We start from the raw sequence: 24441 nt of genomic DNA on the forward strand, positions 1-24441 counted from the left end.
ACTCTCAACCACCCGTCGCTGTCAGGTGACATGGCAGAAACGGGACGCCACCGCCAGCCTCGAAGAACTCACTCTTCCGTAACGTAGCAAACCCGCCGCCTCCCGGCAGTTCACACAAAATTATGAAATTATTGGTTAATTTTTTACTTTATTTTCGCTTGCTCACACAGTCCCCCAAAAGACGTTGTTGGATAAAAAATAAGACGTGGCCAAAAAACCACGTATAGCGCAGTCGCTAATATGACTTCTCGGCTCATATTTTTTGATCCCCGCTGTTTTCTTAAGCTGGCTTGAGACCTATAAGACGGCATCTCCGCAGCCGCTCACGCGAAAGAAAGGCATGGCCATGACTTCCACCCGTATCGAAACCGATACTTTCGGCGAGATTGAAGTACAAAGCGACAAGTATTGGGGCGCGCAGGCGCAGCGCTCGCTCGGCAATTTCAAGATCGGTTGGGAGAAACAGCCGCTGTCGATCGTGCGCGCGCTGGGGATCGTCAAGCAGGCCGCCGCCCGCGCCAACATGGCGCTCGGCAAGCTCGAGCCCGCGGTCGGCAACGCCATCATCGACGCCGCCCAGGAAGTCATCGACGGCAAGCTCAACGACCACTTCCCGCTGGTCGTCTGGCAGACCGGCTCAGGCACCCAGTCGAACATGAACGCCAACGAGGTGATCTCCAACCGCGCGATCGAAATGCTTGGCGGCGTCATGGGCTCGAAGAAGCCGGTGCACCCGAACGACCACGTCAACATGAGCCAGTCGTCGAACGACACCTATCCGACGGCCATGCACATCGCCTGCGTCGAGCAGATCGTCCACCACCTGCTGCCGGGCCTGAAGCATCTGCATGCCGCGCTCGACATGAAGGTCACCGAGTTCAGCCACATCATCAAGATCGGCCGCACGCATACGCAGGACGCGACGCCGCTGACGCTTGGCCAGGAGTTCTCCGGTTACTCCGCGCAGGTCGCCTCCGCGATCGCCAATATCGAGCTGACACTGCCGGCACTCTCCAAGCTCGCCCAGGGCGGCACCGCCGTCGGCACCGGCCTCAACGCGCCCATCGGCTTTGCTGAGAAGGTCGCGGAAGAGATCTCCACTATTACCGCCCTGCCCTTCGTCACCGCGCCGAACAAGTTCGAGGCGCTGGCCTCGCATGACTCGATGGTCTTCGCCCATGGCGCAATCAACGCTGCCGCCGCCGCCCTCTTCAAGATCGCCAACGACATCCGCTTCCTCGGTTCCGGCCCGCGCGCCGGCCTTGGCGAACTGTCGCTGCCGGAAAACGAGCCCGGCTCCTCGATCATGCCCGGCAAGGTCAATCCGACGCAATCGGAAGCGCTGACGCAGGTCTGCGCCCACGTCTTCGGCAACAACGCCGCACTCACCTTCGCCGGCAGCCAGGGCCATTTCGAGCTCAACGTCTACAATCCGATGATGGCCTATAACTTCCTGCAGTCGGTGCAGCTGCTCGGCGACGCCGCCGTTTCCTTCACCGACAATTGCGTCGTCGGCATCGAAGCGCGCGAAGACAACATCAAGAAGGGCGTCGAGAACTCTCTGATGCTGGTGACGGCGCTCAACGGCCGTCTCGGCTACGACATCTGCGCCAAGATCGCCAAGACCGCGCACAAGAACGGCACGACGCTGCGCGAGGAAGCCGTCGGCGGCGGTTACCTGACGAACGAGGAGTTCGACCAGTACGTTCGCCCGGAAACCATGATCGGCCCCAAATAACTCCATCCCGGATCACAGATGAACCACCAGACACCGCCACGGCCTCCGTGGCGGTGTTTTTTTCATGCATTCTTGACCGTTTTTCGAAGGTTTTAGAATGATTGCAATTCGCACATTGCCCGCATAGACCGTCTGCGATTTCCATTCCGGCCCGCATGAAAGGTCATTCGATGGCTGACGATCTCTTCCCCCTTGGCAAAGACTCCACCCAGTACCGCAAGATCAGCAGCGACCACGTCTCTGTCGACAGTTTCAAGGGCCAGGATATCCTGACCGTCGAGCCCGAGGGCATTCGTCTGCTGGCCGAGACCGCCTTTGCCGACATCAACCATTTGCTGCGCCCCGGCCACCTGAAGCAGCTCGCCTCGATCCTGGACGACCCCGAGGCCACAGACAACGACCGCTTCGTCGCCTACGACCTCCTGAAAAACGCCAACATCGCCGCCGGCGGCATCCTGCCGATGTGCCAGGACACCGGCACCGCGATCATCATGGGCAAGAAGGGCCGCCGCGTCTGGACCGAGGGCGAGGACTATTCGGCGCTGGCCAAGGGCGTGATGGACGCCTACGAGAAGAAGAACCTGCGCTACTCGCAGCTGGCGCCGATCAAGATGTTCGAAGAGAAGAACACCAAGAACAACCTGCCGGCACAGATCGACATCTACGAAGAAGGCACGGACGAATATAATTTCCTCTTTGTGGCCAAGGGCGGCGGCTCGGCCAACAAGACCTTCCTTTATCAGGGCACGCCCTCGCTGCTCACGCACGACCGGATGATCGACTTTCTTAAGGAGAAGATCCTCACGTTAGGTACAGCAGCCTGTCCTCCCTACCATCTGGCGATCGTCATCGGCGGCACTTCGGCCGAGATGAACCTCAAGACCGTCAAGCTCGCCTCGACGCGCTATCTCGACGATCTCCCGACCGAGGGTTCGGAAAGCGGCCACGCCTTCCGCGATGTCGAGATGGAAAAGGAAATCCACAAGCTGACGCAGCAGATGGGCGTCGGCGCTCAGTTCGGCGGCAAGTATTTCTGTCATGACGTCCGCGTCATCCGCCTGCCCCGCCACGGCGCCTCGCTGCCGATCGGCCTCGGCGTCTCCTGTTCCGCCGACCGCCAGGCAAAGGGCAAGATCAACCGCGACGGCATCTTCGTCGAGCAGCTGGAAACCGATCCGTCCAAGTACATGCCTGAGATCGACGAGGCGAAGCTGTCGGAATCGATGGTCAAGATCGATCTCAACCAGCCGATGGCCGATATACTTGCCGAACTCAGCAAGCATCCGGTGAAGACCCGCCTGTCGCTGACAGGTACGATCATCGTCGCCCGCGACCTCGCACATTCGAAGATCCGCAAGCGGCTGGAAAAGGGCGAAGGCATGCCCGACTACATGAAGAACCACCCGGTCTACTACGCCGGCCCGGCCAAGACGCCCGCCGGTTACGCATCCGGCTCCTTCGGCCCGACCACGGCCGGCCGGATGGACAGCTACGTCGACCAGTTCCAGTCCTTCGGCGGCTCGATGATCATGCTCGCCAAGGGCAACCGCTCGCGCGCGGTCCGCGAGGCCTGCAAGACCCATGGCGGCTTCTATCTCGGCTCCATCGGCGGCCCGGCCGCCCGCCTGGCGCAGGATTGCATCCGCAAGGTCGAGGTGCTGGAATATCCGGAGCTCGGCATGGAAGCCGTCTGGAAGATCGAGGTCGAGGACTTCCCCGCCTTCATCGTCACTGACGACAAGGGCAACGACTTCTTCCAGGAATTCAACCTCGGCTGATTGTTTAGTGCGCAGTTGCGGTCACGCGGCCGCCAGCCACGTCGCTTTTGCTTGTCGCGATGTAATCGCTCGCGACAAGCACATCTTCGGCATTGACGCTTGCCAGTATTTCCGAAGTAAATGCACCATGAAAGAAGCCTTGTTGCTGGATCAGAAAAAGAGATCCGGCAATAACAGCGGCAGCGAGCACGGCTGGAGGCGAGTTATGGGACGTTTGCATGGCCTGTTGCTTTCTCCTGACACCGCTATGGTGCCTTGAAGCATAAGTTGCCACCTTATCGTCGTTCACAAAAGAACCGAGATCAGTAACCGATTGTCAATGAATCATTGACGACGCCAAGCACTGCGAATATCTCGCCCAGTTAATTTAAAGAAACATACCATCAGAACGCGCAGCCTCCATCCGACGTCGCGTGAATTCCGATATAAAAATCATATGGATAAGAACAGATCCGGAAACCGGAATAAAATTCACATGTAATCTCTGGTATATCCAACCTTAATCATTTCAAAACAATTGTAGCTTAAGAAATAAGAGAAGACTTTTGAGATGTACCAAAGGAGTGGCCGAATGACGACGGCTGTGGCGCCAAAGACGCAGGTCCCCGATGTGGCGAGCCAGATCACTTTTGCGATGCGCTCCATGGGTGTCGCGCCCATTCCGCGGAATTACGAACTCTTTTACGAGGCCTATATCGGCTCGAACCCGGCGCTGACCCGCGATCTCGCGGCTCTTGGCAATCTGGCGACGCAGGAAGAGCTCGATGCGCTGGGCAGCCAGCACTTCAGCCACGGCGCCGGCCGCGTCTTCGATGACGCACACACCCGCATCGCCGCCGAACTCGAATCGGTGCTGCGCGTTCTGCGCCAGGAGCAGACATCGCTCGAAAGCTACAACAGGCTGCTCGGCGAGACCTACAACCGCATCACCTCGAAGAACACATCCAGCGCCGACCTCATTCAGAATGCCTTGCATCTCCTGACCGAGGCGACCGGAAACACCATGGCGCACGGCGAGCGCACGGTCGAAAACGTCGTGCAGCGCTCCAATGAAATGGATCAGGTCCGGAAAGAGCTCGACGAATACAAGCGCATCGCCAATACGGATTCGCTGACCCGCCTCTCCAACCGCCGCGCCTTCGACGATCGCCTCGCCGCCGTCTTCAACAACCCGGCGATGCGTCCGATCACGGCGCTTGTCCTTGCCGACATCGATAACTTCAAGAAGATCAACGACACCTACGGCCATCCCGTCGGCGACAAGATCCTGGCGACTGTCGCCTCCGTCATCCGCGCCAACGTGCGCCGTGATGTCTTTGTCGCCCGCACCGGCGGTGAGGAATTCGCGTTGATCATCGAGGGCAATACGGCCGACGAAGTCATGGCCGTCGCCGAGCGCATTCGCCGCACGCTTGAAGCAACGCCGTTCAAGAACTCCCGCACGCGGATCAACTACGGACCGGTTACGGTATCGGTCGGCATCTGCATGGCATCGAGTGCCGAGGATGCGGGTGAGCTCTATCACAAGACCGACGTCGCGCTTTACGGCGCCAAGAACGCCGGCCGCAACTGCAGCATCCTCTTCGAGGACGGCATGCAGAAGGAATTCACCAAGAGCTGGCTGATCTACAAGGCCTGAGCCGCGACGCACCGCGGCCCGATATCGATGGCTACCACATCGTCCTGGCCGCGCGGGCGGCCCATTCGCGATCATAGGTCTCGTGATCGAACGCTTCCGTCGCCGCCTTCAGCATCAGGCCTGGCGTTGGAAGGCCTTTCGGATCGACGAACTTGTCGGGATTCCACAATTCGGAGCGGATCAGCGCCCGCGCGCACTGGAAATACACCTCCTCGATCGTCACCACGATAACAGTGCGCGGATGCTTGCCGTCCATCTCGAAGGAGGACAGCAGATTCTCGTCGTTGGAAACGACACCGCGTCCATTGATCCGCATCGTGGTATTCGACCCCGGAATGAGGAACATCAAGGCGAGCCTGGGATCGCGCACGATGTTCGACAGCGAATCGACCCGGTTGTTGCCGCGCCAGTCAGGCATCTGCAGCGTCTTGTCGTCGATGACGCGCACGACGCCGCCAAGGTCACCGCGCGGAGAACAGTCCAGCCCCTCTGGACCGACGGTCGCCAGCGCAACGAACGGCGAAGCCTCGATCATCTGCCGGTAGAGCGGCGTCAGGTATTTCGTCACCTTCGCCACGGAAGCTTCCGACAAGCCGCCGCCATAGATGGCGGTCAGTTCTTCGACGGTCTCGATGATTTTCATGGCCGTTCCATCGCGTTGTTTCTCCACAGTAATTAGCCGCCTAAAATGACGCTGGCGTGACATGCGCCATCTCGGTTGAGGTTAGGCGCGACGTCGCGCTCAGCGCGGCTTTTCCGATGTGTCGCGGTTCATGCCCTTCTCCCGCAACTCGTTCTCGTAGACAGCGAAAAGCTCTTCGCCGCGCTCGCCGAGTTCGCGCAGATACGACCATGTAAAGATGCCGGTGTCGTGCATGTCGTCGAAACCGATCCTGACGGCATAATTGCCTGTGGGCGTCATCGAGATGATCGCGACGTTGCGCTTGCCGGGCACCGTGACCTTCTGACCCGGCCCGTGGCCCTGCACTTCCGCCGACGGCGACAGGACGCGCAACATCTCGGCGCTGAGCGTGAAACTCTCACCATTATTGAAGGTGATGACCAGATGTTGCCGGTCTTTCGATACCTTCAGCTCCGTCGGCCAGATGTCGCTCATATGCTGCTCCTCTTCGTTTTGAGGAGTAGGCAATGCGCCTGTGCGAGGCAAGTTCAATTTATTGTAAGCGAGTGGCCTCTTGCTTGACGTTGCGGTGCACAGTACGCACATTGTCGGAAGATTGGAGACTGTAGTGAACAGCAAGGTTGGAACAATCGCCAACGCCGCACCCCTGGTGGCCGATGCGAAACCGATGATCGACCCGTTTCAGCGGGCCGTCACCTATCTGCGCGTCTCGGTGACCGATCGCTGCGATTTCCGCTGCACCTATTGCATGGCCGAGAACATGAACTTCCTGCCGAAGAAGGATCTTCTGACGCTGGAAGAGCTGAACAGGCTCTGTTCCGCCTTTATCGCCAAGGGCGTTCGCAAGCTGAGATTGACCGGCGGCGAGCCGCTGGTGCGCAAGAACATCATGCATCTCGTGCGCCAACTCGGCCAGCAGATCGGCTCCGGTCTCGACGAGCTGACGCTGACCACCAACGGCTCGCAGCTCGCGCGTTATGCCGACGAGCTCTATGATTGCGGTGTTCGCCGCATCAACGTGTCGCTGGATACGCTCAATCCCGACAAGTTTCGCGAGATCACCCGCTGGGGCGACTTCCACAAGGTCATGGAAGGGATTGACGCCGCCCAGAAGGCGGGCCTGCACATCAAGCTCAACGCTGTCGCCTTGAAGGATTTCAACGACGTCGAGATGCCCGAAATGATCCGCTTCGCCCACGGTCGCGGCATGGATCTGACCGTCATCGAGACGATGCCGATGGGCGAAATCGAGGAAGATCGCACCGATCGCTATCTGCCGCTCTCCAAGCTGCGCGCCGATCTCGAGAAGCAGTTCACCATGAGCGAAATCGGCTACCGCACCGGTGGCCCTGCCCGTTACGTCACCGTCGAGGAAACCGGCGGTCGCATGGGCTTCATCACCCCGATGACCCATAATTTCTGCGAGAGCTGCAACCGCGTGCGCCTCACCTGCACCGGCACGCTCTACATGTGTCTCGGCCAGAACGACGCCGCCGATCTGCGCTCCGCCGTGCGCGCCACCGAAGACGACGGCTTGCTCTACGCCGCGATCGACGAGGCGATCTCCCGCAAGCCCAAGGGCCACGACTTCATCATAGACCGCACCCACAATCGCCCCGCCGTCAGCCGCCACATGAGCGTCACCGGCGGGTGACCTTCTGCATGCGGTAGGTTGAGCAGCGTCATTGTGCACTGCGCAATCGAATTATGACAGCTGTGTCCAGCATTCGATTCCAATCGTCCCGCTCTCGCTCTACAAGAGCGCGGGATGGAATCGGAATCGCCTTATGCCGCGGTCAAGCAATACTCAGGGTGCGATCTATATGACGATCGCGATGGCCTTCTTTTCTGCGGGCGATGCGCTGTCGAAATCGGTCATAACGGAAATGAACGCAGGCCAGATCATGTGCATGCGCGGCGTCATCACCAGCGCGCTGGTCTACCTGATCGCCCGCCATATGGGCGCGCTGCGTTCCTGGCGCATCCTGCTACAGCCCATGGTCGCCACCCGCGTCATCTGCGAAATCCTCGCCGCCGCGACCTATATCACCGCGCTTGGCATGATGCCGCTTGCCAATGCATCCGCCATTCTCCAGTCATTGCCGCTGGTGGTCACCTTCGGCGCGGTCCTGTTCTTCGGCGAACCGGTGGGCTGGCGTCGCATGCTGGCCATCTTCGCCGGCCTGATCGGCGTGCTGATCATCGTTCGTCCTGATGCCGATGGCTTCACGCCAGCCGCATTGCTTTGCATCGCAAGCGTGCTCGTCACCGCCGGCCGCGACCTCGCCACCCGCAAGATCGATCCCGAAATCCCCTCGCTGATGATCACTGTCATCACAGCGATGGCGGTAACAGTATTCGGCGCGCTGCTCACGCCCGTGCTCGGCGGCTGGAAGCCTGTCACCACCACGTCCTTCTCGCATATTGCCGTGGCGGCGATCACCGTGCTGGTCGGCTATCAATGCATCATCGCCGCAATGCGCACAGGCGAAATCTCCTTCGTCGCGCCGCTGCGTTACACCAGCCTCATCTTCTCGGCTTTGCTCGGCTGGCTCTTCTTCTTCGAAGTCCCCGACAGCTGGACCGTGATCGGCGCCGCAATCGTCATCGCCTCCGGGCTCTACACCTTCTATCGTGAGGCCAAGCGGCGCGGCGCGCCGGTCGCACAGGAATCCGAACCGAGAGTACCGGTCTGATGGCCAAGACCCCAATCATCAACCCAGCGAGCGGCTTCACGCTCGACCGATCCAACATTCCGGGCGTCGTGCTTGCGGGCGGGCGTTCCTCGCGCATGGGCCGCGACAAGGCAGGCGTCACGCTGTCGGGCCGCACGCTTTTGGATCGCGTCATCGAGCAACTGTCGCCGCAGGTCATCTCCGTTGCCGTCAATGCCGACGCCGCACCAGAACGCTGCAACCGGCCGTTCATTCCCGATATCGTCCCCGGCAAGGCCGGCCCGATGGCCGGCATCCACGCCGCCATGGCGCATGGCGCAAGCCTGCCCGGCGTTACGCATGTCGCGACAGTCTCCGTCGACAGCCCATTCTTCCCGCACGATCTCATCGACTGGCTGGCGGCCGCCATCGACACCCCCATGAAGATCGCCATCGCCACCTCCGAGGGTCGCAGCCATCCCGTCTTCGGCCTCTGGCCGGTGGCGCTTGCCGACGACCTCGAAAGCTGGATCGCAACCGATGAGAAGCGCCGCGTTCGCGACTTCCTGTTACGGCATGACGTTACGGAAGTTGCCTTCCCGCTGCGCCCCACCCGCGCAAGCCTGCTCGACCCGTTCTTCAACGTCAACACGCCCGATGACCTCGCCGAGGCCGAACGCTGGATGAAGGTGCTGACATGACCGAGCGGCCCAAAATCTTCGGTATTTCCGGCTGGAAGAACTCCGGCAAGACAGGGCTTGCGGTTCGCCTCGTCGAGGAGTTCACCCGCCGCGGCTACCGAATCTCGACGATCAAGCATGCCCATCATGATTTCGACATCGACAAGGTCGGCGCCGATAGCTACCGCCATCGCCAGGCGGGCGCCCATGAGGTGACGATCGTCTCCGGCACGCGCTACGCCATCATGCACGAGCTGCGCGGCGCGGCCGAACCCAGCTTCGAGGAAATCCTCGCCCGTATCGCCCCTTGCGATCTCGTCCTCATCGAGGGCTACAAGCGCGAGCCGATCCCGAAGATCGAGGCCCGCCGGCTGGAATCGGCAAACCGCGAGCCGCTGGCGTCAGGCGATCCCCACATCGTCGCCATCGCCGCCGATCATCCGGTGGCAGACACCACCCTGCCCGTGTTCAACCTCGACGACACGCTTGCCATCGCCGATTTCATCGCGGCAACCGTCGCTCTCCCGCCTCTGAATTAAACACCGTCGGAAACAAGAAAGGCCGCCGATCGCCCGGCGGCCTTCCCATTGTCGATACTGCTGCGCGCTCTTAGTTGCGCGAGGCCACCGGCCGCACCAGCGCCGTCACGCGGCGAATGGTGACGCGGCGGTTTTCCTGCTCCGGTCCCTGCGTGTTGACCTTCAGGTAACGCTCGCCATAGCCCTGGGTCGCCAGGTTTTCCGGCGGGATGCCGTAGACGTCGGTCATCACGTTGGCGACCGATTCCGCGCGCTGGTCGGACAGGATCAGGTTGCTCTGGTCGGAACCAACAGCGTCGGTATGGCCTTCGATCAGGAAGGTCTCGGTCGGGTCCTTCTTCAGCACCTCGTTGATCGCGTCGGCCACCTTGCGCAGGCTGCGCGCCTGGCTCATCGGGATCTCGGCGCTACCGGTCGCGAACGTCACGGTATCCAAGTCGATACGGCGAACCTTGTCGCGGATACGTGCCGAATACTTCACTTCGTTCAGCGAGTAGACACGCTCGACAGGCTCGACCGGCGGCTCGCGCAGGAAGTCGTAATAGTCGCGATTGTCGTCGCTGCTGGTGTCCATGATGTAGTCCTGCAGCGGAATGCGCAGGCGCATCGGCGGCAGATCGGCACCCGGATCCTCGAAGTAGTCGCGGTCAGGATTATCGTAGAGGTCAGGCGTATAGTAGAGCACGTGCTCGCGGCCGCGATTGTCGATGCGCGAACGCTGGATGATGTCGCCGTAGCGGTTGCGCACCGTCACGATCTGGTAGCCGTCGCGATCAATCGTCTCGCGATAGCGGTCACGCGGCAGCTGCTCGTAGATCGGACGCTCGCCATCGCGCAGGAAGCGGCGGTCGTCATCGCCGCGAACATAGGTCTGGTTGTTGAACTGGATGATGACGCGGTTGTCGTCACCACGCTGGCCGAAATTCGCGCCATCGGGACGGGCGAATTGCGGGCGCTGGTCCAGACGCTGTCCCTGCTCGGCGGTGATCGCTTCGATCTTGATCGGCGCGGGCTTCGCGGCACCGGGCGCCGCCAGCTGCGCGTCGGCATCAGACTTCGGCACGCGTACCTGCTGCTCCTGACCGCGCTGCTTGTCACGGTCACGACGCGACTGCACACCGCCGGAACGATCCGCATCCTTGTCACTGTCGAGAACGGCCGCACCGTTCTGCACAGGCAGAACGACGGTTTCCGTGCTCTTGCTCGGATCGGCGGCGATTTCCTTGCGACGCTCCAGTTCCTGCGGCGTCACTTTTTCAGGGGCCGGGATCGGCTGCTCGGTCTGGGCAACGGGTGGCTGACCTGCCGGCGGCTGGCCGGCCTGATCAGCGGGCTGACCGGCTGGTGCACCCGGCTGGGCCGGAGCGACCTGTTCGCCCTGCTGCTGCGCGGGTGCTTCACCTGGCTTGCCCTGACCGGGCGCCACCTGGGGCTGCGCTTCGGCCGGCTGCTGAGACGGAACGGACGCCTTGCCCGCGGGTGCTTCCTGCGGCTTGGCGGCGTTATCGGGAGCCGGCTGCTCGGTGGCGGGCGCAGTCTCTGCGGCCGGCTTTTGCGCGGGCTCGGCCTGCGGTGCTTCGGCCGTCGGCTTCTTGTGCGGCTTTGCAGGCTGTTCGCTGCCATCGGCGGCGGCCGGCTTGCCGTTCTTGCGTGGCGGCTTTGCCTGTTCGGGCTGCGCCTGCTCGGCCTGCGGCTGTTCCGCCTGCGGGGCGGCCTGCTCGGCGGGCTGCTGCTGCGGCGTGGCTTCTTCCTGCTGCGGCTGCTGGTCACGCTTCTTGCGGCGCGGCTGTTCAGCCGGCTGCTCGGCGCTCGGTGCTGCCTGCTCCTGCTGTTCGGCGGCGGGCTGCTTCTGGCGGCGCGGCTTTTCAGCGGGCGCTTCCTGCTGGGCGGGCTCGGCTGCCTGCGGTTCTGCGGCAGGCTGTTCTGCAGCAGGCTGGCGCTTTCTCGGCTTCTCGGCGGGCGCTTCGGCCTGCGGTGCCGGTTCGGCGGCAGCCGGTGGAGCCTCGGCTGGCGCTTCCTGCTTGGGTGCCGGCGGCGCCTCGGCGGGAGGTTCAGCGGCCTTTGGCGCTTCGGCCGGTGCCTGCTGCTGTTCCTGTTCCTGCTGCTGGCGCTTCTTCAGAATCTCCTCTTCGGAGGTCGCATCCTGTGCTACCTCGAAGCTGCCCGCGACGGCCCGATGGCCTGCTCCGACCTCTTCGACGCTCGGCGCTGCCGCAAACACGTGCGCCGGGGGCAGCACAAGCGACAGGGACAGAAGCGGAAAGGCCGCGCTGGCAAACAATCTGGATTTCATTCCCATAAGGTTTCCTCGTTTCTTGTTTATTCTTCGCGTTCGCAACGACGTCTCTTTTCGGCACGCAAACAAGCCTTGCTAAACTGAGCACGCCAGGATTCGTTCCACGGTCTTAAGAATTGCCGCATTAACCCGGTATGAATATGACGGTCTGCAAAGGTTCAGCTTCGCCATAGTTGGCCAGCACGACAAGGCAGTGAAAGCAGTTGCAATCCGCGTAAAAAAGGTTTGATTATCGCGGCAAGGCGTTGCAAAGCAGCGTCCTGCTTCATGCCACCAAAAAAACAAAGGGATGGCATGCGGTAACCAACAGAGAGGACTCACATGCATATCTCCACCCGTTTTCTCGCAGCCGCCTCGATCGCCGCGATGTCTCTTTTCGCGGGCTCGGCAATGGCCGATGGCGAGAAGTATGTCATTGGTACGGACTCGACCTACCCGCCCTTCGAATATGTTGACGCAAGCGGCCAGTTCCTCGGCTTCGACATGGACATCGCCCGCGCGCTCTGCACCCAGATGAAGGCCGACTGCACCATCGTCAGCAGCGATTGGGACGGCATCATCCCCGGCCTCAACGCCAAGAAGTTCGACATGATCATCTCGTCGATGTCGATCACGCCCGAGCGTTCGAAGCTCGTCGACTTCACCAACAAGTATTACAACACCCCGCCGGCAGTCGCCGTGCCGAAGGACTCCACCGTCACCGACGTTGCCGGCCTCAAGGGCAAGACGATCGGCGCGCAGACCTCGACCACGCACGCCAACTACGCTGAAAAGCACCTGGCCGACACCGAGCTGAAGCTCTACCCGACGGCAGACGAGTACAAGCTCGACATCTCCAACGGTCGTATCGATGCCGTCATCGACGACGTCGTCGTTCTGTCGCAGTGGGTCAAGTCGGATGCCGGCGCATGCTGCAAGATCCTCACGACCCTGCCGGTCGACAAGGAAATCAACGGCGTTGGCGCCGGTATCGCTGTTCGCCAGGGCGATCCGCTCCGCGAAAAGCTGAACACGGCGATCGCGGCGATCCGTGCCGACGGCACCTACAAGAAGATCCAGGACAAGTATTTCGATTTCGACGTCTACGGCGCCGAATAAGCTGTAGGCCTAATAAATGCGATGGCGGGAGGCTTGCCCTTCCGCCATTTTTGTTTGACAAAGAGTGCAATATCAAGGCGGCAAAAGCCGCGAGGGGAAACTTGGCATGGGCGGATTGTCCTCCGCACTGGGTTCGCTCTGGACCTGGATTGGATATGTGTTTGACCCGCTATGCGGACCCGTCGGCATTTTCACATGGCTCGGCCAATCGACGATTCTGGCCTGTGGCGACACCGGCTGGGGCGATGAGATCGCCGCCGGCCTGAAGGTCACGGTCGCCGTCGCCCTTGTGACGCTCCCGATCGGCCTGTTGATCGGCTTCTTGGTGGCGCTCGGCCAGCAATCGGAAGAAAAGGCGGTACGCCTTGCCGCCGGCATCTACACCACCATCTTCCGCGGCCTGCCCGAACTGCTGACGCTGTTCATCATCTATTACGGCATGCAGATCCTGCTCCAGTCGCTGCTCGCCTGGTTCGGCTATGACGGCCGCATCGAGATCAACGCCTTCGTCTCCGGCGTCATCGCTCTGTCCGTCGTGTTCTCGTCCTATTGTTCGGAAGTGCTGCTGTCGGCGTTCCGCGCCATTCCCAAGGGCCAGTACGAAGCCGGCGACGCGCTCGGCCTGCATCGCGGCCGCACGATGGTGCTGATCATCCTGCCGCAGCTGGTGCGCATCGCCCTTCCCGGCCTCGTCAATCTCTGGATGATCCTCTTGAAGGATACGTCCTACGTCTCGATCATCGGCCTTGCCGACGTGCTGCGCCAGACGGGCGTGGCGGTGAAGGTCACCAAGGAGGCGTTTCTGTTCTACACACTGGCCTGCGGCATCTATCTCGGGCTTGCCATCATTTCCTCGTTCGGCCTGCGCTATATCGAACGTTGGGCGAAGCGCTCGGAGATTAGCCGATGAGCCACGCAGAGGTGCTGATCCCCCCGCAGCCGGCCCCGAAAAACCTCGCCAAGCCGCTGACGCTCGCCCGCGTCATGGGTTGCCTCGTGGTCGCCCTGTGGATCATCCTTGCTATCGCGCTGATCGGCATGATCATCGAGGGCTGGGATGTCGAGAAATTCACCCGCTACGGCCCGCGCTATCTGCACGGATTGATGACCACGATCGTGCTGGTTGCCGTCTCCGTCGTCTGCGGCGCAGTTCTCTCCGTTCCGCTCGCCTTCGCCCGCATGTCGAAGAACAAGGTCATCAACGGGCTTGCCTTCTGCTACGTCTACGTCTTCCGCGGCACGCCGCTGCTCGCCCAGCTCTTCCTGATCTACTACGGTCTCGGCCAGTTCCGGCCGCAGTTGGAATCCGTGGGCCTCTGGTGGTTCTTCCGCGATGCCTGGTATTGCGGCCTGTTCTCGATGACCATTAACACCGCCGCCTATCAGGCCGAGATCCTGCGCGGCGCTATCGAGAGCGTACCGCGCGGCCAGCATGAAGCAGCCTCCTCGCTCGGCATCCACAAGATCATCGCCTTCCGCAAGATCGTGCTGCCGCAGGCGCTGATCGTGGCGCTGCGCCCCTATGGCAACGAGATCATTCTGTTGATCAAGGGATCGGCCGTCGTCGCCATCATTACCGTACTCGACCTCATGGGCGAGACGCGCTACGCCTTCTCGCGCACCTTCGACTACCAGACCTATCTCTGGGCGGCGATCTTCTATCTCGCCATGGTCGAAAGCCTGAGGCACCTGTGGAACTGGATCGAGCGCCGCCTCACCCGCCACCTGAAGCGATAGGCCTCTTGGCAGCACTCTCGACAGAGGGCTGCCAAGCTATTGAAAATAAATAATGTTATCCATTTTCTTGTAGCCTTTTCGCAAGCTTCGCGTAACCATGTCATGCTCTCATTTAAACGGACGCTAATAAGCGCCGAATGGGAACAGCGAGGCATCAAATGCACAAGGACATGGAAAGACAGCTTCAGGGTTACGGCCTGACGACGGCCCAGATCCTCTATCGCATGCCGGATCATCACGCGATCCTGCAGACCTACATCTGGCAGGATTACGATCTTGCACCCGACTTTCCCGAAATGCGCGGCTTCCTGAAATTCTGGCAGGAGACGCTAGACGGACCGCTGCACTCGGTGCGCTACATTCACCGCAAGCTGATCTCGGCCACGGAATGGCGCGCTCTGAAAGGCGAGTTCATCATCAACTGAGCAGCCGCCATCAACGTCACCATTGCAAAACCGGGCCGCTCGCCTTAGAGGCAGGGCGACAAACGAATGATGGTGAGCAGACATGGCCCAGAAGATCGACGAAGAGGCACTCGCGGAAGCCTATAACCGCGCCCTTTCCCTGGAAAAGGCCGGCGATGTCGATGCCGCCGTGAAGGCCTACGAGGAAGTCCTGGCGATCGATCCCGACGATCACGGCGGTGCCGCCGTCCGTATCGCCGCCATGGGTCGTGGCGAGACACCGGCCAAGGCACCCGACGCCTACGTCGAGACCCTCTTCGACCAGCACGCCGAAGTCTTCGAGGACGTCCTCGTCGAGCAGCTCGGCTATCACGTACCCATGCTGGTGCGTCAGCGCCTGCAGGCGCTGAACCTCGGCCCCTTCAAGCGCCTGCTTGATCTCGGCTGCGGCACCGGCCTCACCGGAGGCACGCTGCGCGATCTCTGCGAGGAGATGACCGGCATCGACCTCTCGGAAAACATGGTCGAGATCGCCCATGAGAAGGACCTCTACGAGACGCTGTTCGTCGCCGAGGTCGAAGACTTCCTAGACGACAATGACGAAGAGCCCTTCGACATCATCACCGCCACCGACGTCCTGCCCTACCTGGGCGGCCTCGAGCCCCTGTTCTTCGGCGCCGCCGAGAACCTGACGCCCGGTGGCCTCTTCATCTTCTCCTCGGAAACCCTGCCCGCCGAAAAGCTAGCCGGCCGCGCCTACATGGTCGGCCCGCACCAGCGCTTCGCGCACTCCGAGGCTTACGTCCGCGAACGCCTCGACGCCACCGGCTTCGAATTGATCGAGATCACCGACATCAACGTGCGCATGGAAGACGGCCAGCCGACGCCGGGGCACCTGGTGATCGCGAAATTGCGCTAAACCCCGCGCAGGCGGATAATCGCTTGCCGCTTACATGACGACATGCTGATATCGCGCCATTCGACATCCCGGAATGGCGCGAAGGATCCGTTCTCATGACACTCGTCCTGCATCAGCATCCGCTTGCCTCCTTCTGCCACAAGGTGCTGATCTCGCTTTACGAAAGCGGCACGCCATTCGAGCGCGTGCTCGTCAATCTCGGCGACGAAGCCTCGCGTACGGCCTTTCTGGCGCTCTCGCCGCTCGGCAAGATGCCGGCGCTTGAGGATAAGAGCCACGGACGCACGGTTTTCGAGACCTCCATCATCATCGAGTATCTCCACCGCTATCATCCCGGCAGCGCGCGGCTGATCCCAGAGGATTTCGACGCGGCGCTGGATGTGCGTTTATGGGATCGCTTCTTCGATCACTACGTTCAGGAACCGATGCAGCAGATCGTCAGCGAGCGCATGCGCGCCGATGGGAGCGAGGCCAGAGCAGAAGAAGCCCGGCAGGCGCTGAAACGCGCCTATGCCGTGATTGAGGACCAGCTTGCGGCCGACGGCTGGATCACGGGAGAGAGCTTCACCATGGCCGATTGCGCCGCCGCACCCGGCCTGTTCTACGCCGAGACGCTGGTGCCTTACGGCAGCGACGTCCCGAAGCTTGCAGCCTATCATCAGCGCCTGATGGAGCGCCCGTCGGTGGCCAGGGTGCTTGAGGAAGCCATGCCCTATTTCAAATATTATCCCTACAAGGAAAACCTGCCCGCCCGCTTCAGGCCCACCGACGCCGAAGCTTGAGGCCCAGACTGAAGCATGACGGTCACCGATCAGTGACCGCCATCCGTTCCAAGAATGGCCGACAGCAACCGCCCCTCAAGCTCCGCCAGATCGGCATTGCCGTGACGGCGCGGATGCGGATGGGGAATGGCGAGGTCGAGCGACACCCTGCCCTCGTCGAGCACGATCACCCGGTCCGCCAGATGCACGGCCTCGCTGACATCATGCGTAACAAGCACGGCGGTGAAGCCGAGCTCCCGCCAAACGCGCGCCAAAAGCTCCTGCATGCTGATCCGGGTCAGCGCATCGAGCGCGCCAAGCGGCTCGTCCAGCGCCAGCACACCGGGACGGCTCACCAGCGCGCGGGCAAGCGCCACGCGCTGCCGCTGTCCGCCCGAAAGCCGCGCCGGCCACTCGCCGGCCTTCTCCGCCAGCTGCACTTCCGAGAGCACGGCCTCGACCTCCCGCGCCGCCAGGCGCCGGTCAATTTTGTCGCCAAGCCCGACCGCGACGTTATCGGCAACATCAAGCCATGGCAGCAGCCTCGGCTCCTGGAAGACGATACGCGCATTGGCCTCGCCGCCATCAGGCGTATCGAAAGTGAGCTCTCCCGACGTCGGCTCGTCCAGGCCCATGAGCGTGCGTAGAAGTGTGCTCTTGCCGCAACCACTCTTGCCGATCACGGCAACGAACTGCCCGGCTGGAATGTGCAGGTTGATCCCCCTGAGCACCCTGTTGGCACCAAAGCTCTTCTCCAACCCTTTCAGGGTGATCGCGGCGGCACCGCTGCGCGCGGGCCTATGCGCGTCGTGCGTATATTCCGGCGCATCGGCAACGCCCTGGAAGCGCTCATGTGCAATGAGGGTCATGGCCACTCTCCTACTTCTGATAGACCGGGTTCCACTTGAGCGCCCGGCGCTCGAGCGAACGGGCCACGACATCGGCGAGCTTGCCGAGAAGCGCGTAGATGACGAGCGCCAGCACAACGACATCGGTCATCATGAATTCGCGCGCATTATTGGCCATGTGGCCGATCCCCGACGACGCGGCGATCGATTCCGAGACGATCAGGGTCAGCCACATGATGCCGAGCGCATAGCGCAGCCCGACGAAGATCGACGGAAGCGCGCCGGGAAAGACCACCTTGCGAAACAGCGTCCAGTTGCTCATCCCGTAGACCCGTCCCATCTCGATCAGATCGCGATCGACATTGCGCACGCCGTGATAGGTATTGAGATAGACGGGAAACAGCACGCCGAGCGACGTCAGGAACAGCTTCGATTCCTCGCCGATCCCGAACCACAGGATGACGAGCGGGATCATCGCCAGATGCGGAATGGTGCGCAGCATCTGCAGCGTCGTATCGGTCAGCTGTTCAGAGAGCTTGGAGACGCCATTGGCGATCCCGAGCAGAAAGCCGATCGCCCCACCGACGACGAGCCCGGCAAAGGCCCGGCCGGCGCTGACGAGAATATCGTGCGGCAGCTGCCCTGAAAGCGTCGTCGACCAGAAAGCCAAAGCGACGTCAGCTGGCGACGGCATGATGCGCGACGAGATCCAGCCCAGCGAACAGCCGAGCTGCCACGCCGCGATGATGGCAAGCGGCACCAGACAGGGCAGCAACCGATCGCGCCCCGGCACCGGCAGCCGGAAACCTTGTTTCGGTGCCGTCCTGCCTGCTGTCCGCTCCGTCAGCGCGCGGCCGATCGGCGTATCGAATGTCGACATCGAGTTCTTCCTCGCCTCTGTGTCGCCACGGCCTCAAGCCCGCTGGCAGACATGCATGCGTTCATTGAAGCGCTGCCCGCGCGTGGCCGGCAGCGCATCCGTTCGATCAGGATCCGGAGACCACCTTGAGATTGCCGCCATGGCTGCCGCCACCGAAGACCTGCCGCTTGCCGAAATCGCTGTCGAAGCCGTGGCGCTGCTCCTTGCGGGTGATGCCGAGCTCCGGGAACAGCAGTTCGGCGACGCGATAGGCTTCTTCCAGATGCGGGTAGCCGGAGCCGATCACCGTATCGATGCCGACCTCCTGGTATTCGCGCAGCCGCGCGGCCACCGTCTTCGGCGAGCCGACCAGAGCCGTGCCGGCGCCGGCGCGCACCAGCCCGACGCCCGCCCACAGGTTCGGCGACACTTCGAGCTTGTCGCGGCGTCCACCATGCAGCGCCGCCATGCGCTTCTGGCCGACGGAATCGGATTCGTTGACGAAGCGCTGCTGCGCCTCCTGGATCGTCTCGTCGTCGAGCTTGGAGATCAGCCGGTCGGCCGCGGCCCAGGCCTCCTCGTCGGTTTCGCGAACGATGAAATGCAGGCGGATGCCGAAGCTGACCTCCCGGCCCTTCTCTGCAGCGGCGGCGCGCACCTTCTGAACCTTCTCGGCCACCTGCGCCGGCGGCTCGCCCCATGTCAGGTACTTGTCGACCCGGCCGACAGAGAAATCGATCCCGGCATCCGAGGAGCCGCCGAAATAGAGCGGAGGGCGCGGGTTCTGCACGGAGGGGAAACCGAGGCGCGCATTGGTCGCCTTGATATACTTGCCGTCATAGCTGGCGACACCCTTCTCCAGCAGTTCCTCGAACACAGTGAAGAACTCGTCGGCATGGGCGTAGCGCTCATCATGCGCCAGCGTGATGCCGTCGCCGGCAAGCTCGCCCGGACTGCCGCCGACGACGATGTTGAGCAGCAGCCGCCCGTTCGAGATGCGGTCGAGCGTCGTCGCCAGCCGCGCGTAGTAAGCGGGCGATGCCGTGCCGGGGCGGATGGCGACAAGGAACTGCAGCTTCTCCGTCTTGGTCGCAAGCGCTGCCGCCGTCACGAAGGATTCCTCGCAGGACACCCCGGTGGGGAGAAGTACGCCGGAATAGCCGAGACGGTCGGCGGCTTGAGCGATCTGCGTTAGGTAGTCGAATTCCGGCGCGCGGTTCAGGTCGTTGGAGCCGAGATAGGCGCCGTCTCCCGATGTCGGGATGAACCAGAGAAAATTGATGGGATCGTGCTTGCTGCTCATGGAAATGATCCTCTTGATCTCGAAAATTCGGGTCAGCTTGCGGGATGCCAGACGATATCGCTGACGGTCAGTTGCTTCGGCACGACGCCGAGCTTGAAGAAATCGTCGGCAAGCGCCTGCTGGTAGGTGAGTGCTTCATCGGGGACGAGCGAGACCTTGCCGAGATCGGCCTGGCTGCGCGTCAGCGTCACGCGGGTGATATCGGCGGGAACGCCGGTGATTTCGGCCAGTATCTTCACGGTCCCGTCGAGGTCCGCCTGCGCCGCCGCGCCGACCTTGGCGAGTTCATCGATCACATCGGCAATGACGTCGGGATGCGCTTCGGTGAAGGTAGCGTTGCCGAGGAAGTAGCCCCAATTGTCGAGCAGACCCTCGGATGTGGTGACCACGCGCGTCTGCGGATCGGCCTCGGCCACGGCGAAGAACGGATCCCAGATCGCCCAGGCGTCGATCGCCCCGTTCTTGAAGGCAGCACCCGCATCGGGTGGCGGCAGGTCGATTTCGGTGATGTCGGACAGCTGAAGCCCGGCCTTCGACAAGACCTTCAGCGCGAAGTTATGAGCGCTGGAGCCGCGCTTGTAGGCGACCTTCTTGCTCTTGAGGTCCTCGATCGTCTGGATCGGCGAATCCTTGTGGACCAGCAATCCATGAAACGCCGCCGGACCGCGATAGGCACCGACATAAAGCAGATTGCCGCCGGCAGCTTGCGCAAATAGCGGCGGCACGTCGCCAGTCACGCCGAAATCCAGCGCATCGGCTCCAACGGCCTCGAGCAAAGGCGGCCCCGAGGTGAATTCGTTCCACTCTACGGTCACGCCCCTGGCGGCCAGCCGCTTTTCCAATGCGCCGGTGCGCCGCGCCAACGCCAGCACGCCAAATTTCTGCCAGCCGATCCGGATCGTCGTCTCAGCGGCTTTTGCCGTCCGCACCTGAGGCAAGATCGTGGTCGCGGCAGCGGCCCCCAAAAGGCCGAATGTCTGTCTGCGGGTGAACATGCTGGGCTCTCTCCTCATGGCCACGCTTTGCGCTCTCAGGCCGTTTTCATGAGGCAATGATTTCATAGACTACTAATTAGATCGACATTATAAATTTTCTAGCCGAAACCAATGTGGGGAATAATTTTCCATATTCGCGGCACAAACCAACAGCCCGTGCCGCAACGTCACGACGCCCGATTTCGTCTCGGTGATCAGCTCGCCTTCGGGCGCCAGACGATATCGCCGGTCTTCAGCTGCTTCGGCACGATGCCGAGATTGTAGAATTCGTCGGCCAGCGCCTGCTGGTATGCGGCCGCGTCGTCGCTGATGGTCGACACGCCGCCAAGATCGGCACCCGCCCGTGTCAGCGTCACGCGGGTGATATCGGCGGGAACGCCTGTTATCTCGGAAAGCTCCTTGATCGTGTCGTCGAGCTTGCCCTGCGCGGACCGGCCGACCTTGGCGAGTTCATCGATGACATCGCTGACGACCTGCCCATTCGCATCGGTGAAACCGGCATTGGCGAGGAAGTAGCTGTAGGACGGCACGATCCCCTCAGCCGTGGACAGGATACGCGTCTGCGGATCGGCCTCGACGATGGCAAGATAGGGATCCCAGATCGACCATGCGTCGATGCTGCCGTTCTTGAAGGCGGCGGCCGCGTCCGGCGGCGACAGGTCGATAGGCTCTACGTCGTCGATCTTGAGGCCGGCCTTGCGCAGGATCTTGACGGTAACGTTATGGGCGCTCGATCCGCGCTTGAAGGCGACCTTCTTGCCCTTCAGGTCTTCGACTGTCTTGATATCGGAATCCGTGCGGACAACGATCGCCGAGCCGGCGGCACTGCCGCGATAGGTGCCGACATAATAGAGCTGGCCGCCGGCCGCCTGTGCGAATAGCGGCGGCACATCGCCCGTCGCCCCGAAATCGAGCGCGCCGGCCCCCAGCGCTTCCAGCAGCGGCGGCCCCGAGGTGAATTCGGACCAGCTGACGGTGATGCCCTTGTCGGCAAGCCGCTTCTCCAGCGCCCCTCTGCGCTTGGCGAGCGCCAGCACGCCGTTCTTCTGCCAGCCGATGCGAAACTCGGTGGCGGCGGCGCGCGCCGGCCGGATGGCGGGCAGTATGGCGGTTGCTGCAGCAGCGCCGAAAAGCCCCAGTGTCTGTCGACGAGAAATCATGGCTGTCCCCTTTCGATCAGCGTGCTCCGGGTCTGATCTCCGAAGCCGCTGTGTTGCGATGAGGGAAATTCTGCTGAAATCTATAAATTATATCGACAATTATGTTTGTGATTTTCGGCCCGCTCGAAATTATCCTGACCCGATTTCGGGCGTTGAACGGAAATTTGTTCCAACAGCGAACGCCTCGCATCATTTCGGCGGCTTTTCGCCCCGCCCTATTTGGGCTACTCCTCTTGCCGGCATTCATGAAAGGATAGGTACATGGCAAAAGTCGCATTCATCGGTCTCGGCGTCATGGGTTTTCCCATGGCAGGTCATCTGAAGGTGAAAGGCGGCCATGATGTCACGGTCTATAACCGAACCGCCGCCAAGGCGGCCGCCTGGGCCGAGAAATTCGGCGGCAAGTCGGCCCCAACGCCGGCCGAGGCCGCCCGCGACGCTGATTTCGTCTTCACCTGCGTCGGCAACGACGACGATCTCCGCTCGGTGACTTCAGGCAAGGACGGTGTTCTGCAGACGATGAAAGCGGGCGCGATCCTGATCGACAACACCACCGCCAGCGCCGATGTCGCCCGCGAACTCTACGCCGCCGCCAAGGAAAAAGGCGTGGGCTTCATCGACGCGCCTGTATCGGGCGGCCAGGCCGGCGCCGAGAATGGCGTGTTGACGGTCATGTGCGGTGCCGAGGACACCGTCTATGAGAAGGCCAAGCCCGTGATCGATGCCTTCGCCCGCATGGTCGGCCTGATGGGCGCGCCGGGTGCCGGACAGCTCACCAAGATGATCAACCAGATCTGCATCGCCGGCATCGTCCAAGGCCTCGCCGAGGGCATTCATTTCGGCAAGCGCGCCGGTCTCGATATCGAGAAGGTCGTCGATGTCATCTCCAAGGGTGCGGCCGGCTCTTGGCAGATGGAAAACCGCCACAAGACCATGAACGAGGGCAAATACGACTTCGGCTTCGCCATCGACTGGATGCGCAAGGATCTCGGCATCGTTCTCGACGAGGCCCGCAACAACGGCGCCAAGCTGCCCCTCACCGCGCTCGTCGATCAGTTCTACGGCGACGTCCAGGCCATGGGCGGCAATCGTTGGGACACGTCCTCGCTGCTCGCCCGCCTCGAAAAATGATCGGCCCCTCCTCCAGCGCAGCGGATTTGATCGCGCATCTGCGCACGTTGCGCTCGGAGGAAGCGATATTAGGAATGCGCCGTTTCGGCATCGTGACCGATACGGCGCTCGGCATCTCCAACCCGGCCATGCAGGCGATCGCCCGCACGGTGAAGAAAGACCACGCGCGGGCGTTGGCACTGTGGCAAAGCGATATCAGGGAAGCGCGCCTGCTCGCGCTTTACACGGCCGACCCGAAGCAACTGACGCAGACACAGGCCCGAAAATGGGCCGACGACTTCTGCTCCTGGGAGATTGTCGATACCGCAGCCGACCTCTTCGTCAAGGCAAGGCTGCTGTCGCTCATTCAAGATATGGCGGCTGATGATCGCGAATTCGTCCGCCGCACAGCCTTTGCAATGATCGCCAGCGCAGCCGTTCACATGAGGACGGAGCCGGACGAGACGCTCATCGGCTTTCTGCCGCTCATCGAACGCCACGCCACCGATCCGCGCAACTTCGTACGCAAGGCCGTCAACTGGGCGCTCCGCAACATCGGCAAGCGCAACCAGCATTGCCACGCCTTTGCGGTGAGATTGGCGGAACGGCTAGCCGCCGACGCGGACAAGACCGCCCGATGGATCGGCAAGGATGCGGCAGGGGAACTGACGAGCGAGAAAATTCTCGCCCGCGTTCAAAAGAAGGGCTCAGTCCTCAAGGGCTGAACTCAGTCTTCGTTGGACTTCGAGTTGTCGAGGATCATGTAGTCGAGCGGCAGCTGCGTCGAATACTTGATCTGCTCCATCGCAAAAGCCGAGGAGACGTCGCGGATTTCGATCTTGGCGATCATCCGCTTGTAGAAGGCGTCATAGGCCGCGATATCGGGCACGACGACGCGCAGTAGGTAATCCACGTCGCCGCTCATGCGATAGAATTCGACGACTTCAGGGAATTCCGCCACCACTTCCGAAAACCGCCGCAGCCATTCGATCGAATGCGTCGCGGTGCGGATGGAGACGAAAACCGTGACCTTGGTATTGACCTTCTCGGGATCGAGAATGGCCACACGGCGCTTGATGACGCCGTCTTCTTCCATTTTCTGGATACGGCGCCAGCAAGGGGTCGTGGAAAGGCCGACCTTCTTTGCGAGATCGGCAACCGCCAATGTGGAATCTTCCTGCAAAAGGCGCAGAATCTTGCGGTCTAGACGGTCCATTTATCCCACCCCTACGAATTATTTTCTATGTATAGCGCGATTCCGGCCAGTGGAAAGAAATTTG

Annotated in this window: 25 protein-coding genes; 15 read left to right on the plus strand and 10 right to left on the minus strand. The window is 61.7% G+C overall.

Annotated elements, in window-relative coordinates; all coding sequences use genetic code 11:
- Positions 1–346: 346 nt before the first annotated feature.
- Together fumC and ACODTZ_RS21730 are read left to right on the plus strand one after the other, a co-directional pair.
- A complete protein-coding gene (gene fumC, locus ACODTZ_RS21725; protein WP_209233786.1) occupies positions 347–1738 on the plus strand; it encodes a class II fumarate hydratase in 1392 nt (463 codons plus the stop codon).
- Positions 1739–1908: 170 nt separating this feature from the next.
- Entirely contained in the window at positions 1909–3516 is a 1608-nt protein-coding gene (locus tag ACODTZ_RS21730) for a fumarate hydratase (RefSeq protein ID WP_489027954.1), read from the plus strand.
- 4 nt (positions 3517–3520) lie between these two features.
- Here the strand turns inward: ACODTZ_RS21730 and ACODTZ_RS21735 are convergent, their stop codons facing one another.
- Positions 3521–3736 (minus strand): hypothetical protein, encoded by a 216-nt coding sequence (locus ACODTZ_RS21735; protein ID WP_413391525.1) that lies wholly within the window; start codon positions 3734–3736, stop codon positions 3521–3523.
- 351 nt (positions 3737–4087) lie between these two features.
- On the opposite strand from ACODTZ_RS21735, the gene ACODTZ_RS21740 reads away from it, so the two are divergent.
- On the plus strand, positions 4088–5155 hold the full coding sequence (locus tag ACODTZ_RS21740) for a GGDEF domain-containing protein (RefSeq protein WP_047512262.1): 1068 nt from the start codon (positions 4088–4090) through the stop codon (positions 5153–5155).
- A 31-nt stretch (positions 5156–5186) separates the two neighbouring features.
- Here ACODTZ_RS21740 and ACODTZ_RS21745 read toward each other — a convergent pair whose 3' ends face one another.
- Positions 5187–5798 carry a pyridoxamine 5'-phosphate oxidase family protein gene (locus tag ACODTZ_RS21745; RefSeq protein WP_489027957.1) on the minus strand — a complete coding sequence of 204 codons (612 nt, stop codon included), beginning with the start codon at positions 5796–5798 and terminating at the stop codon, positions 5187–5189.
- A 99-nt stretch (positions 5799–5897) separates the two neighbouring features.
- Positions 5898–6272 (minus strand): gamma-butyrobetaine hydroxylase family protein, encoded by a 375-nt coding sequence (locus ACODTZ_RS21750; RefSeq protein WP_047512266.1) that lies wholly within the window; start codon positions 6270–6272, stop codon positions 5898–5900.
- Positions 6273–6465: 193 nt separating this feature from the next.
- Here ACODTZ_RS21750 and moaA point away from each other — a divergent pair, with 193 nt between their 5' ends.
- The 4 genes from moaA to mobB all read left to right on the plus strand — a co-directional run bounded on the left by moaA (position 6466) and on the right by mobB (position 9671).
- Complete coding sequence (moaA, locus tag ACODTZ_RS21755; protein ID WP_247750188.1) at positions 6466–7452, plus strand: GTP 3',8-cyclase MoaA; 987 nt, start codon at positions 6466–6468, stop codon at positions 7450–7452.
- A gap of 133 nt (positions 7453–7585) precedes the next feature.
- Positions 7586–8494, plus strand: coding sequence for a DMT family transporter (locus ACODTZ_RS21760; protein WP_489027959.1), 909 nt, complete (start codon positions 7586–7588; stop codon positions 8492–8494).
- A complete protein-coding gene (gene mobA, locus ACODTZ_RS21765; protein ID WP_489027961.1) occupies positions 8494–9153 on the plus strand; it encodes a molybdenum cofactor guanylyltransferase MobA in 660 nt (219 codons plus the stop codon). The genes ACODTZ_RS21760 and mobA overlap by 1 nt, the downstream gene beginning before the upstream one ends.
- On the plus strand, positions 9150–9671 hold the full coding sequence (mobB, locus tag ACODTZ_RS21770; protein ID WP_489027963.1) for a molybdopterin-guanine dinucleotide biosynthesis protein B: 522 nt from the start codon (positions 9150–9152) through the stop codon (positions 9669–9671). The genes mobA and mobB overlap by 4 nt, the downstream gene beginning before the upstream one ends.
- Positions 9672–9741: 70 nt before the next feature.
- Here mobB and ACODTZ_RS21775 read toward each other — a convergent pair whose 3' ends face one another.
- Positions 9742–11970 carry an OmpA family protein gene (locus ACODTZ_RS21775; RefSeq protein ID WP_489027965.1) on the minus strand — a complete coding sequence of 743 codons (2229 nt, stop codon included), beginning with the start codon at positions 11968–11970 and terminating at the stop codon, positions 9742–9744.
- 318 nt (positions 11971–12288) lie between these two features.
- Here ACODTZ_RS21775 and ACODTZ_RS21780 point away from each other — a divergent pair, with 318 nt between their 5' ends.
- The 6 genes from ACODTZ_RS21780 to ACODTZ_RS21805 all read left to right on the plus strand — a co-directional run bounded on the left by ACODTZ_RS21780 (position 12289) and on the right by ACODTZ_RS21805 (position 16907).
- Positions 12289–13065, plus strand: a complete 777-nt coding sequence (locus tag ACODTZ_RS21780) for an ABC transporter substrate-binding protein (protein ID WP_047512277.1) — start codon at positions 12289–12291, stop codon at positions 13063–13065.
- Between the two features lie 106 nt (positions 13066–13171).
- Positions 13172–13975, plus strand: a complete 804-nt coding sequence (locus ACODTZ_RS21785) for an ABC transporter permease (RefSeq protein WP_489027967.1) — start codon at positions 13172–13174, stop codon at positions 13973–13975.
- Positions 13972–14802, plus strand: a complete 831-nt coding sequence (locus tag ACODTZ_RS21790) for an ABC transporter permease (RefSeq protein WP_489027969.1) — start codon at positions 13972–13974, stop codon at positions 14800–14802. Before ACODTZ_RS21785 ends, ACODTZ_RS21790 begins: the two co-directional genes overlap by 4 nt.
- A gap of 158 nt (positions 14803–14960) precedes the next feature.
- Complete coding sequence (locus ACODTZ_RS21795; protein WP_018900581.1) at positions 14961–15227, plus strand: usg protein; 267 nt, start codon at positions 14961–14963, stop codon at positions 15225–15227.
- Positions 15228–15309: 82 nt separating this feature from the next.
- Entirely contained in the window at positions 15310–16125 is an 816-nt protein-coding gene (locus tag ACODTZ_RS21800) for a class I SAM-dependent methyltransferase (protein WP_489027971.1), read from the plus strand.
- Positions 16126–16220: 95 nt separating this feature from the next.
- Positions 16221–16907, plus strand: a complete 687-nt coding sequence (locus tag ACODTZ_RS21805; protein ID WP_489027973.1) for a glutathione S-transferase family protein — start codon at positions 16221–16223, stop codon at positions 16905–16907.
- Between the two features lie 29 nt (positions 16908–16936).
- Here ACODTZ_RS21805 and ACODTZ_RS21810 read toward each other — a convergent pair whose 3' ends face one another.
- From ACODTZ_RS21810 to ACODTZ_RS21830, 5 genes are all read right to left on the minus strand, one after another.
- Positions 16937–17755, minus strand: coding sequence for an ATP-binding cassette domain-containing protein (locus tag ACODTZ_RS21810; protein ID WP_489027975.1), 819 nt, complete (start codon positions 17753–17755; stop codon positions 16937–16939).
- A 10-nt stretch (positions 17756–17765) separates the two neighbouring features.
- Complete coding sequence (locus ACODTZ_RS21815) at positions 17766–18614, minus strand: ABC transporter permease subunit (RefSeq protein ID WP_489027977.1); 849 nt, start codon at positions 18612–18614, stop codon at positions 17766–17768.
- A gap of 106 nt (positions 18615–18720) precedes the next feature.
- Complete coding sequence (gene ssuD / locus ACODTZ_RS21820) at positions 18721–19896, minus strand: FMNH2-dependent alkanesulfonate monooxygenase (RefSeq protein ID WP_489027979.1); 1176 nt, start codon at positions 19894–19896, stop codon at positions 18721–18723.
- Positions 19897–19928: 32 nt separating this feature from the next.
- On the minus strand, positions 19929–20891 hold the full coding sequence (locus ACODTZ_RS21825) for an aliphatic sulfonate ABC transporter substrate-binding protein (RefSeq protein ID WP_489027981.1): 963 nt from the start codon (positions 20889–20891) through the stop codon (positions 19929–19931).
- 194 nt (positions 20892–21085) lie between these two features.
- Complete coding sequence (locus tag ACODTZ_RS21830; protein WP_489027983.1) at positions 21086–22051, minus strand: aliphatic sulfonate ABC transporter substrate-binding protein; 966 nt, start codon at positions 22049–22051, stop codon at positions 21086–21088.
- Positions 22052–22312: 261 nt separating this feature from the next.
- Between ACODTZ_RS21830 and ACODTZ_RS21835 the strand changes: the two genes are divergently transcribed.
- A complete protein-coding gene (locus ACODTZ_RS21835) occupies positions 22313–23182 on the plus strand; it encodes an NAD(P)-dependent oxidoreductase (protein ID WP_489027985.1) in 870 nt (289 codons plus the stop codon).
- Positions 23179–23886 carry a DNA alkylation repair protein gene (locus ACODTZ_RS21840; RefSeq protein WP_489027987.1) on the plus strand — a complete coding sequence of 236 codons (708 nt, stop codon included), beginning with the start codon at positions 23179–23181 and terminating at the stop codon, positions 23884–23886. The genes ACODTZ_RS21835 and ACODTZ_RS21840 overlap by 4 nt, the downstream gene beginning before the upstream one ends.
- Positions 23887–23888: 2 nt before the next feature.
- Here ACODTZ_RS21840 and ACODTZ_RS21845 read toward each other — a convergent pair whose 3' ends face one another.
- Positions 23889–24377, minus strand: a complete 489-nt coding sequence (locus ACODTZ_RS21845) for an Lrp/AsnC family transcriptional regulator (RefSeq protein WP_111563495.1) — start codon at positions 24375–24377, stop codon at positions 23889–23891.
- Positions 24378–24441 lie beyond the last annotated feature (64 nt).

This window comes from Rhizobium sp. FG113 (assembly GCF_057809895.1).

Coding starts and splice junctions, on each gene's coding strand:
- fumC (WP_209233786.1), top strand. CDS start 347: ATGACTTCCACCCGTATCGAAACCGATACTTTCGGCGAGATTGAAGTA.
- ACODTZ_RS21730 (WP_489027954.1), top strand. CDS start 1,909: ATGGCTGACGATCTCTTCCCCCTTGGCAAAGACTCCACCCAGTACCGC.
- ACODTZ_RS21735 (WP_413391525.1), bottom strand. CDS start 3,736: ATGCAAACGTCCCATAACTCGCCTCCAGCCGTGCTCGCTGCCGCTGTT.
- ACODTZ_RS21740 (WP_047512262.1), top strand. CDS start 4,088: ATGACGACGGCTGTGGCGCCAAAGACGCAGGTCCCCGATGTGGCGAGC.
- ACODTZ_RS21745 (WP_489027957.1), bottom strand. CDS start 5,798: ATGAAAATCATCGAGACCGTCGAAGAACTGACCGCCATCTATGGCGGC.
- ACODTZ_RS21750 (WP_047512266.1), bottom strand. CDS start 6,272: ATGAGCGACATCTGGCCGACGGAGCTGAAGGTATCGAAAGACCGGCAA.
- moaA (WP_247750188.1), top strand. CDS start 6,466: ATGATCGACCCGTTTCAGCGGGCCGTCACCTATCTGCGCGTCTCGGTG.
- ACODTZ_RS21760 (WP_489027959.1), top strand. CDS start 7,586: ATGCCGCGGTCAAGCAATACTCAGGGTGCGATCTATATGACGATCGCG.
- mobA (WP_489027961.1), top strand. CDS start 8,494: ATGGCCAAGACCCCAATCATCAACCCAGCGAGCGGCTTCACGCTCGAC.
- mobB (WP_489027963.1), top strand. CDS start 9,150: ATGACCGAGCGGCCCAAAATCTTCGGTATTTCCGGCTGGAAGAACTCC.
- ACODTZ_RS21775 (WP_489027965.1), bottom strand. CDS start 11,970: ATGGGAATGAAATCCAGATTGTTTGCCAGCGCGGCCTTTCCGCTTCTG.
- ACODTZ_RS21780 (WP_047512277.1), top strand. CDS start 12,289: ATGCATATCTCCACCCGTTTTCTCGCAGCCGCCTCGATCGCCGCGATG.
- ACODTZ_RS21785 (WP_489027967.1), top strand. CDS start 13,172: ATGGGCGGATTGTCCTCCGCACTGGGTTCGCTCTGGACCTGGATTGGA.
- ACODTZ_RS21790 (WP_489027969.1), top strand. CDS start 13,972: ATGAGCCACGCAGAGGTGCTGATCCCCCCGCAGCCGGCCCCGAAAAAC.
- ACODTZ_RS21795 (WP_018900581.1), top strand. CDS start 14,961: ATGCACAAGGACATGGAAAGACAGCTTCAGGGTTACGGCCTGACGACG.
- ACODTZ_RS21800 (WP_489027971.1), top strand. CDS start 15,310: ATGGCCCAGAAGATCGACGAAGAGGCACTCGCGGAAGCCTATAACCGC.
- ACODTZ_RS21805 (WP_489027973.1), top strand. CDS start 16,221: ATGACACTCGTCCTGCATCAGCATCCGCTTGCCTCCTTCTGCCACAAG.
- ACODTZ_RS21810 (WP_489027975.1), bottom strand. CDS start 17,755: ATGACCCTCATTGCACATGAGCGCTTCCAGGGCGTTGCCGATGCGCCG.
- ACODTZ_RS21815 (WP_489027977.1), bottom strand. CDS start 18,614: ATGTCGACATTCGATACGCCGATCGGCCGCGCGCTGACGGAGCGGACA.
- ssuD (WP_489027979.1), bottom strand. CDS start 19,896: ATGAGCAGCAAGCACGATCCCATCAATTTTCTCTGGTTCATCCCGACA.
- ACODTZ_RS21825 (WP_489027981.1), bottom strand. CDS start 20,891: ATGTTCACCCGCAGACAGACATTCGGCCTTTTGGGGGCCGCTGCCGCG.
- ACODTZ_RS21830 (WP_489027983.1), bottom strand. CDS start 22,051: ATGATTTCTCGTCGACAGACACTGGGGCTTTTCGGCGCTGCTGCAGCA.
- ACODTZ_RS21835 (WP_489027985.1), top strand. CDS start 22,313: ATGGCAAAAGTCGCATTCATCGGTCTCGGCGTCATGGGTTTTCCCATG.
- ACODTZ_RS21840 (WP_489027987.1), top strand. CDS start 23,179: ATGATCGGCCCCTCCTCCAGCGCAGCGGATTTGATCGCGCATCTGCGC.
- ACODTZ_RS21845 (WP_111563495.1), bottom strand. CDS start 24,377: ATGGACCGTCTAGACCGCAAGATTCTGCGCCTTTTGCAGGAAGATTCC.